Origin of the sequence: Mixta sp., from assembly GCF_024610815.1 — a bacterium.
GTDB classification, from domain to species: Bacteria; Pseudomonadota; Gammaproteobacteria; order Enterobacterales; family Enterobacteriaceae; genus Mixta; species Mixta calida.
In genome coordinates, this window is record NZ_JANION010000138.1 from 1 (window position 1) to 8,822 (window position 8,822).

Sequence of the window (8,822 nt, forward strand, 5' to 3'; positions counted from 1 at the left end):
TCTGAAATGAAAACCAGATACCCAGGCAAATACTCGGAAACGGGATAGGATAATTAACCGTAATTTTTTGCGTCTGGGCCGAACCATTTACACCAACTGAACCGCCCACCTCTATCAGGCCGGACGGGTGTTGTTTATACCATGCACCGCCTCTCTTTCCGCCAAAGCTGCTCATATCCGGGATTTGATTCAGTCCTGTACCAACATCCCTTTTTGCCGCCTCGCCCAAACCAACCCAAAACCGAAAGAAATTCCTGGCACTGAAAAGCGCCAGGCTGGCACACTCCACGCCATTTATGCGAGGTTTACTGTGCTGATTGGCTACATCAGGGTGTCAACAAATGACCAGAACACTGATTTGCAGCGTAACGCGCTGCAGAGCGCAAATTGTGAACTGATTTTTGAAGACAGAATAAGCGGGAAAAAGTCAGACAGGCCGGGACTGAAAAAAGCACTGCGCTGTCTGCAGGAGGGCGACACACTGGTGGTGTGGAAACTGGATCGGCTTGGCCGGAGTATGCGCCATCTCGTCATGCTGACTGAGGAACTGCGCGAAAAAGGAATAAACTTCCGCAGCCTGACCGACAGCATTGATACCAGTACGCCAATGGGCCGCTTTTTCTTTCATGTTATGGGGGCGCTCGCTGAAATGGAGCGCGAGCTGATTGTGGAGCGCACCCGCGCAGGTCTGGCGGCCGCGCGGGAAAAGGGCCGTATCGGTGGCCGTCGGCGAATAATGACGCCTGAAGTTGTCGGCCGGGCTGAAAGAATGCTGGCGAACGGCGCCACGCTGCATCAGGTTGCCCTGGTGCTGGAGGTGTCCGTAAAGACGCTTTATCGCTACATTCCCGCAGAAAAGCAGCAGTGCCTGCGTGATTCTGTCCGGTCACCGACCAGCGAACCCTGAAGGCATGCACCGGCACGCCTGAGCTGACAATCTGAGCGCACCCATAACACGGAGTGCATCAGATGTCTGATTATCATCACGGTGTCCGCGTCGTCGAAATCAACGACGGCACGCGCACCATTTCAACCGTATCCACGGCAATCGTGGGGATGGTCTGCACGGCAGAAGATGCCGATGCCGCCGCCTTTCCGCTCAATGAACCGGTGCTGATCACCAACGTCCTGTCGGCGGTCGGCAAGGCCGGTAAAAAAGGCACGCTGGCCGTCGCGCTGCAGGCGATCGCCGACCAGGCGAAACCCGTCACCGTCGTGGTGCGCGTGGCGGAAGGCGCCACGCCGGCGGAAACCACCTCGAACATTATCGGCACCACCGACGAAAACGGCCGTTATACCGGCATGAAGGCGCTGCTGAGCGCGCAGACGCAGCTCGGCGTCAAGCCGCGCATCCTCGGCGTGCCGGGCCTCGATGCACTGGAGGTCGCAACCGCGCTTGCCGGCATTGCTCAGCAGCTGCGCGCCTTTGCCTACGTCTCGGCGTGGGGCTGCAAGACCATTTCCGAGGCGATGGCGTACCGCGAGAACTTCAGCCAGCGCGAGCTGATGGTTATCTGGCCGGACTTTATCGCCTGGAACACCACCGCCAACCAGTCGGAAACCGCCTATGCCACCGCCCGCGCGCTGGGTCTGCGTGCAAAAATTGACACCGAAACCGGCTGGCACAAAACCCTGTCGAACGTCGGCATCAACGGCGTGACCGGCATTTCCGCCTCGGTCTTCTGGGATTTGCAGCAGACCGGCACCGATGCCGACCTGCTCAACGAGGCGTGCGTCACCACGCTTATCCGCAAGGACGGCTTCCGCTTCTGGGGCAACCGCACCTGCAGCGACGATCCGCTGTTCGCCTTTGAAAACTACACCCGCACCGCCCAGGTGATTGCCGACACGATGGCCGAGGCGCATATGTGGGCCAACGACAAGCCGCTGACGCCGGTACTGGTGCGCGACATTATCGCGGGCATCAACGCCAAATTCCGCGAGCTGGTCAGCGCTGGCTACCTGCTCGGCGCGTCATGCTGGTATGACGATACCGCCAACGATAAAGACACCCTGAAGGCGGGCAAGCTCTTTATCGACTACGACTACACGCCGGTGCCGCCGCTGGAAGATTTAACCCTGCGCCAGCGCATCACCGACAGCTATCTGGCGACCTTCGCCGCATCCGTTAACAGCTGAGGAGCCGGATAAATGGCACTACCCCGCAAACTGAAAGGGCTGAACCTTTTCAACGATTCAAACAGCTATCAGGGCGTGGTGACCGCCGTCACCCTGCCGAAGCTGTCACGCAAACTGGACGCCTACCGCGGCGGCGGCATGAACGGCGCCGCGTTCGTGGACAACGGGCTGGACGACGATGCGCTGGATATGGAGTGGACGATTGGCGGCATAGACGATCTGGTACTGAAACAGTGGGGCGCCAGCGCGGCCGTACCACTGCGCTTTGCCGGCTCCTACCAGCGTGACGATACCGGCGAGGAAATCGCGGTTGAGATTGAGGTGCGCGGCCGCCACCAGGCGTTTGATTTCGGTGAGGCCAAACAGGGCGAAGACACCGAAACCAAAATCACCACCAAAAACACCTATTTCCGTCTGACGTGGGACGGCCGCGAGCTGATGGAAATCGATACCATCAACATGATCGAGAAAGTGGACGGCACCGACCTGCTAGAGCAGCGCCGTAAAAACCTCGGCCTGATTTAACCCGGACGCCGGCACCAGGCGTCGGCCCTGTATTAACCTGACTGTTGCGAGTAAAGAAAAATGGAACAGAACGAGAATATGATTGAACTGGAAACCCCCCTGAAGCGTGGCGACACCGAAATCAGCCAGGTGGAAATGATTAAGCCCAACGCCGGCGCGCTGCGTGGCGTACGCCTGGCTGACCTGTGTGGCTCCGACGTTGACGCCCTGCTGACCGTGCTGCCGCGCATCACCGTGCCGTCGCTGACGAAAGCGGAATGCCTGAACCTCGATCCGGTTGACCTGATTGCGCTGGGCGGAAAAGTGATCGGTTTTTTGTCCTCGAAGTCGGCCGCCCCGACTGGCCCCGAAGCCTGACCGTGAATGACCTGATGGCCGACGTTGCGGCCATCTTCCACTGGCCCCCGTCTGAAATGTACGACATGCCGCTGGCCGAGCTGCTCGACTGGCGGCACAAGGCTCTGATCCGCAGCGGAGTGACTCCCGATGAGTAATAACCTCAAACTGCAGGTGCTGCTGAAGGCGGTAGACCAGGCGACGCGCCCGTTTAAGTCAATACGCAACGAAACGCAGAAGCTTGCCGGCAACATCCGCGAGACGCAGACCAGCATTAAAGAGCTGGATGCGCAGGCGGCCAAAATCGACGGCTTCCGTAAAGCCAGCGGCCAGCTGGCCGTTACCGAGCGCAAGCTCAAAGAGACGAAAGACGAAGTAGCCGCGCTGGCCATACAGTTTCGCAACACCGAAAAGCCCACCACGGCGCAGGCCCGCGCGCTGGAAAAGGCCCGCCAGGAGGCAGGGCAGCTGCAGAGCAAAACCAACAGCCTGCGCCTGTCTGTGCAGCAGCAGCGCGAGGCGCTCAATGCGTCCGGCATCTCCACCAAAAACCTGAGCAGTGAGCAGCAGCGTCTGAAAAGCGCGTCGGCGCAGGCCACCGTCAGCCTGAGCCGCCAGAAAATGGAGCTGCAGCGCCTGAGCCAGCAGCAGGAACGGCTGAACCAGACCACTGAACGCTACCGCCGGGGGCAGGAGCTGTCCGGTAAAGTGCGTAATACGGGTGCCGCCGCGCTGGGTGCCGCCACCGTGGGCGCCGTGGCGGCGACGTCCGTGCTGCGCCCCGGCTATGACTTCGCGCTGGCGAACTCCACGCTGCAGGCGGTGACGGGACTGGACAGGAACTCAGCGGATTTTCAGTCGCTGAGGGCGCAGGCGCGCAGCATCGGCGACAACACGGCCGCCTCGGCCAACGATGCCGCCCAGGCGCAGATTATCATCGCCAAATCCGGCGGCAGCGCCGATGACATTAAAGCCGCCACGCCGGTAACGCTGGATATGTCGCTTGCCAACAACCGCACGATGGAAGAAAGCGCGCAGCTGCTGATGAGTACCAAAAACGCCTTTGGTCTCGCCAACAGCCAGGTTGCGCACCTGGGCGACGTGATTTCCGCCACGCTCAACAAGACCGCCGCGGATTTTGACGGCCTCAGCGATGCGCTGACCTACATCGCGCCCGTGGCGAAAAACGCCGGCGTAAGCCTGGAGCAGACCACGGCGATGATTGGCGCGCTGGCGCAGGAAGGCACCACCGGCAGCATGGCCGGGACGGGCGTGCGTGCCATGCTGCTGCGCGTGCAGGCACCGACCGGCGAAGCGGCCAAAGCGATTAAAGAACTGGGCGTTAAAACTGCCGACAGCAAAGGCAACATGCGACCATTCTTTACCATTCTCAAAGAGATGCAGAAATCCTTTGAGAAAAACCGGCTCGGCTCCGCGCAGCAGGCGGAATATCTGAAAACCATCTTCGGCGAGGAGGCGGCCTCCTCGGCAGTGACGCTGATGAAGGCGGCATCGAGCGGCATGCTGGACAAGCTGACCGGCACGTTTCAGAAATCGGACGGCAGCACGTCGGCACTGGTGAAGGTGCAGCAGGACAACCTCGGCGGCGACTTTAAGGAGTTTCAGTCAGCGTACGAAGCGATCGGCACCGACCTTTACGACCAGCTCTACGGCAGCCTGCGCAGGCTCACCCAGGACACTACAAAGTTTCTGCTGACCGTGGATAAGTGGGTGCAGGATAACCCGGAGCTGGCCGGCGGCATTACAAAGGTCGCCACGGCGGGCCTGCTGTTTGTCGGCGCGCTGGGCGCCATCGGGCTGATTGCCTGGCCGGTTATCACCGGCGTGAACGCCATCATGGCCGGCGCCGGCATGCTCGGCACCATCTTCAGCGCGGCGGGCACCGCCATCATGACGGTTATCGGCGGGCTGACGTGGCCGATTGTCGGCGTGGTTGCGGCCATCGTGGCCGGCGCGCTGCTGATCCGTAAGTACTGGGAGCCCATCAAGGCGTTTATTACGGGCGTGGCCGACGGCTTTACCGCAGCGATGGGGCCGGTAAGCGACTCCTTCGGCTCGCTGAAGCCGGTGTTTGACTGGTTTACCGACAAGGTAAAAGCGCTGTGGGACTGGTTCGGTAAGCTGCTGGAGCCGGTGAAATCGACGCAGGCGGAGCTGGCCTCCGCCGGCGATATGGGTAAGAAATTCGGCAATATGCTGGCCGAGGCGCTGAAAATACCTTCGCACGCGCTTGACCAGCTCAGGGGCGGGATCGACTGGGTGCTGGATAAGCTCGGCGTTATCGACAAGAAATCCGACGGCCTGAAAGACAAGGTGCCGGAGCATGAGCAGCATGATGCCGTGGCGCCGAACGGGCTGCCGTACCTGCTGGGCGACACCGGCGCGCCGTATCAGCCGGTCGTGGCACCGGCAGCAAAGGCCGGCTACACCGACCAGAGCCAGAACAGCTACCAGTACGATATCCACATGCATCCGGGCATGACCAAAGACGACGCGCTGGCGCTGATGGCACAGCATCAGGCGCGCGAACAGCGAAACCGCCAGGCGCAGCAGCGCAGCAAAATGGGCTGGGAGGATTAAACCATGATGATGATTTACGGCATGCTGCCGTTCATGCTGCAGACGCTGCCTTATGACGAACTGCAGCGCAATGTTGACTACCGCTGGCCGACAAACAGCCGCATCGGACAGCGGGCGGCGGCGCAGTTTATCGGGCCGGGGGATGAGAAAATTACCCTCAGCGGCGAGCTGCGCCCGGAAATCACCGGCGGCGCGGTGTCGCTGCTGACCCTGAAAGTGATGGCCGACGAAGGCCGGGCGTGGCCGCTGATAGGCGGTAACGGCACCATTTACGGCATGTACGTGACGCAGAGCCTCGCGGACTCGCACAGCGAGTTTTACAGCGACGGCAGCGCCCGGAAAATTACCTTTAACCTGAGCCTGCTGCGCGTTGATGAGTCCCTGACGGCGATGTTCGGCGATCTGAAAAAGCAGGCGGAGGGGCTGATAAGCGGCGCGGGTAACCTGCCGGGCCAGCTGTCGTCGGCCGTGGACAGCATTAAATCAGCGGCCGGCAGCGTGATTTCTTCTGCAGGAGGGCTTTTATCATGACGGGTATCAGCAGCCTGCCGGTACAGGCAGGTGCCCGCCTTTCGCCGGATTTCAGGCTGACGGTTAACGCAAAGGACGTAACCGCGAACCTGCGCGACCGGCTGCTGTCACTGACGCTTACCGACAATCGCGGCTTTGAGGCTGACCAGCTGGACATTGAGCTGGACGATGCCGACGGTCAGCTGGCGCTGCCGGTACGCGGCGCGGTGGTAGAGCTGTTTCTCGGCTGGGCGGGTCAGCCGCTCACCGGGAAAGGCGAGTTTACCGTGGATGAGGTGGAGCATCACGGCGCGCCGGACACGCTGACCATTCGCGCCCGCAGCGCGGACTTTCGCGGCACCCTGAATTCGCGCCGCGAGGAGTCCTGGCACGATACCACCCTGGGCGCCGTGGTGAAGCAGATAGCAGAGCGCAACAAGCTGACGCCCGCGATCGCCGCCGAGTTTAGCGATATCACGGTGCGCCATATCGACCAGACGCAGGAGACGGACGCCAGATTTCTGACGCGGCTGGCCTCGCTGCATGGCGCGGTGGCGGCCATCAAGGCGGGGCGCCTGCTGTTTATGCGCCCCGGCACCGGCGTGACCGTCAGCGGAAAACCCATCCCGCAGCTGACCCTGACGCGCCAGGACGGCGACCGGCACAGCTTCAGCATCGCCGATCGCGGCGCCTATACCGGCGTGACGGCGAGCTGGCTGCACACCAGAGACCCGAAGCCGAAAAAGGTCAAACTGCAGCGCAAGCCCAAAGAGAAGCAGCTGCGCGCGCTGGAGCACCCCGCTGCGAAGAAAAAGAAAGTCACCACGGCAAAGGAGCCGGAGGCCCGCGAAGGGGAATACCTGGCAGGCAGTGAAGATAATGTTTTTGCGCTGACCACGGTTTACGCCACCAGGGCGGCCGCCATGCGCGCAGCAAAGGCGAAGTGGGAAAAGCTGCAGCGCGGCGTTGCGGAGTTTTCGCTGACGCTGGCGATGGGCCGGGCTGACCTGTTCCCGGAGACGCCGGTCAGGGTAAGCGGCTTTAAATCCGTGATCGATGCGCAGCCGTGGCTTATCAGTAAGGTAACGCACAGTTTGAGCGGCAACGGGTATACAACCACGCTGGAACTTGAGGTGTTACTGTCTGATGTGGAATATGAGGCGGAATCCGACGACAGCAAAGAGATTTAAATTAAACAAAGCAAACTTTAGTTTGCAAAAGCAAGTTTAGTTATTAAAATGCAAACATCGTCTCTGTTTCGCTTGTTTAAGGTAGGTTCACCATGATGCATTGCCCGCTTTGCCAGACTGCTGCTCACGCCAAAAGCAGCCGATACATATCGCGTGAGACCAAAGAACGCTATCACCAGTGTCAGAACATCAACTGCAGCTGTACGTTCAAGACGCACGAAACCGTAGCAAGCGTGATCGTATCGCCAGGCGTAGTTAATAAAGTCAGCCTGCACAGCCAATACCAAAACCAGCCTTCTCTGCTGCACTGATACTGCTCTCCCCTCCCCGGCCTACCGATTCAATACTAACCTGCTCCGGCAGGTTTTTTTATGTTTGATAGATTTTAAACAAACATTGAATACTGTTTTTATATACAGTAATTTACTTCGCGTTTCAGAACGTGAGATTGATTATGGCAATAAGGAAACTCAAGACAGGCAAGTGGCTTTGTGAATGCTATCTCAACGGCCGTGAAGGGAAGCGCGTCAGGCGTCAGTTTAAAACGCGCGCGGAGGCCATTGCATTCGAACAGTACACGCAGGAAGAGACCAAAGCCAAACCTTGGCTCGCTGAAAAAGAAGATAACCGTCGTCTTAGTGAACTGGTAGATCTCTGGTATAAATTGCATGGTTGTTCGCTGAATGACCGCAAAGGCAGGCTCGGTAAGCTCAATATTATTTGCAAAGGCATGGGCGATCCTGTCGCTGCCAATATTACCCCGAAGGACTGGGCCCACTACCGTGACCGGAGACTTCAGGGGTTAATCGAGAATGGTTATAAAACCAGCGCTAAATCCTTAAAAGTTTCACCCGGGACAATCAACTGTGAGCATGCTTTTTTGCGGGCGCTATTCAATGAGCTGGAACGTCTCGGTGAGATCACCTACCCCAACCCGCTTAAAAATATTCGTGAATTTGACCAACCGGAAAAGGAAATGGCCTGGCTGACAGAGCCACAAATAGAGAAGCTGTTTGCCGCCTGCGAAAAGCACGGAAATCCCGATCTGACCCTAATTATTAAAATCTGTCTTTCTACGGGCTGTCGCTGGAGCGAAGCGGCAAATTTGAAAGCCTCCCAGCTGTCACCCAGAAAAATCACCTTCGTTAACACCAAAGGCAAAAAAAACCGCACCGTTCCCATTAGCGCAGCATTGTATGAAGAGCTTAGATACAAAGAAGGACGTTATTTTGCTGAGTGTTACCGCCAGTTCTATCGCGTAATCCGCCTGGCGGGTATTGAGTTACCTGAAGGCCAGATGAGCCACGTTTTACGTCATAGCTTCGCAAGCCATTTTATGATGGCTGGAGGAAACATACTTGTGCTGCAGCGTATATTGGGACACTCGGATATTCGGGTAACGATGCGGTACGCCCACTTCGCACCAGACCATTTAGAAGATGCAGTATCTTGCAATCCACTGGCGCTAATGGCTAAAAAAAGTGGCGACAAAATGGCGGTAGAAGATCCAACAGGGTAAAA

10 protein-coding genes and 1 pseudogene are annotated in these 8,822 nt (G+C 58.6%); 10 read left to right on the forward strand and 1 reads right to left on the reverse strand.

The annotated features are described in order from the left end of the window. Nucleotides 1–289 (reverse strand): annotated as a pseudogene (locus MYY08_RS10060) (hypothetical protein); the annotation flags it as partial. A gap of 21 nt (nucleotides 290–310) precedes the next feature. Between MYY08_RS10060 and MYY08_RS10065 the strand changes: the two are divergent. The 10 genes from MYY08_RS10065 to MYY08_RS10110 all read left to right on the forward strand — a co-directional run bounded on the left by MYY08_RS10065 (nucleotide 311) and on the right by MYY08_RS10110 (nucleotide 8,820). Next, nucleotides 311–907, forward strand: a complete 597-nt coding sequence (locus MYY08_RS10065) for a recombinase family protein (RefSeq protein ID WP_288013982.1) — start codon at nucleotides 311–313, stop codon at nucleotides 905–907. Between the two features lie 62 nt (nucleotides 908–969). Next, nucleotides 970–2,139 (forward strand): phage tail sheath protein, encoded by a 1,170-nt coding sequence (locus tag MYY08_RS10070; protein ID WP_288013983.1) that lies wholly within the window; start codon nucleotides 970–972, stop codon nucleotides 2,137–2,139. 12 nt (nucleotides 2,140–2,151) lie between these two features. Next, nucleotides 2,152–2,664: a phage major tail tube protein gene (locus MYY08_RS10075; protein WP_288013984.1), complete on the forward strand. Its 513-nt coding sequence runs from the start codon at nucleotides 2,152–2,154 to the stop codon at nucleotides 2,662–2,664. A gap of 60 nt (nucleotides 2,665–2,724) precedes the next feature. Next, entirely contained in the window at nucleotides 2,725–3,021 is a 297-nt protein-coding gene (locus MYY08_RS10080) for a phage tail assembly protein (RefSeq protein WP_288013985.1), read from the forward strand. Between the two features lie 14 nt (nucleotides 3,022–3,035). Beyond that, nucleotides 3,036–3,158: a GpE family phage tail protein gene (locus tag MYY08_RS10085; RefSeq protein WP_288013990.1), complete on the forward strand. Its 123-nt coding sequence runs from the start codon at nucleotides 3,036–3,038 to the stop codon at nucleotides 3,156–3,158. Then, on the forward strand, nucleotides 3,151–5,601 hold the full coding sequence (locus MYY08_RS10090) for a phage tail tape measure protein (RefSeq protein WP_288013986.1): 2,451 nt from the start codon (nucleotides 3,151–3,153) through the stop codon (nucleotides 5,599–5,601). Before MYY08_RS10085 ends, MYY08_RS10090 begins: the two co-directional genes overlap by 8 nt. A gap of 3 nt (nucleotides 5,602–5,604) precedes the next feature. Next, nucleotides 5,605–6,132, forward strand: coding sequence for a phage tail protein (locus tag MYY08_RS10095; protein ID WP_288013987.1), 528 nt, complete (start codon nucleotides 5,605–5,607; stop codon nucleotides 6,130–6,132). Beyond that, the gene (locus tag MYY08_RS10100; protein ID WP_288013988.1) at nucleotides 6,129–7,301 is read left to right on the forward strand and encodes a phage late control D family protein; all 1,173 of its coding nucleotides are present in this window, start codon (nucleotides 6,129–6,131) and stop codon (nucleotides 7,299–7,301) included. Before MYY08_RS10095 ends, MYY08_RS10100 begins: the two co-directional genes overlap by 4 nt. A 92-nt stretch (nucleotides 7,302–7,393) precedes the next feature. After that, nucleotides 7,394–7,612, forward strand: a complete 219-nt coding sequence (locus MYY08_RS10105; RefSeq protein WP_084970048.1) for an ogr/Delta-like zinc finger family protein — start codon at nucleotides 7,394–7,396, stop codon at nucleotides 7,610–7,612. Between the two features lie 143 nt (nucleotides 7,613–7,755). Then, nucleotides 7,756–8,820: a phage integrase gene (locus MYY08_RS10110; RefSeq protein WP_288013989.1), complete on the forward strand. Its 1,065-nt coding sequence runs from the start codon at nucleotides 7,756–7,758 to the stop codon at nucleotides 8,818–8,820. The last annotated feature ends 2 nt before the right edge of the window (nucleotides 8,821–8,822 follow it).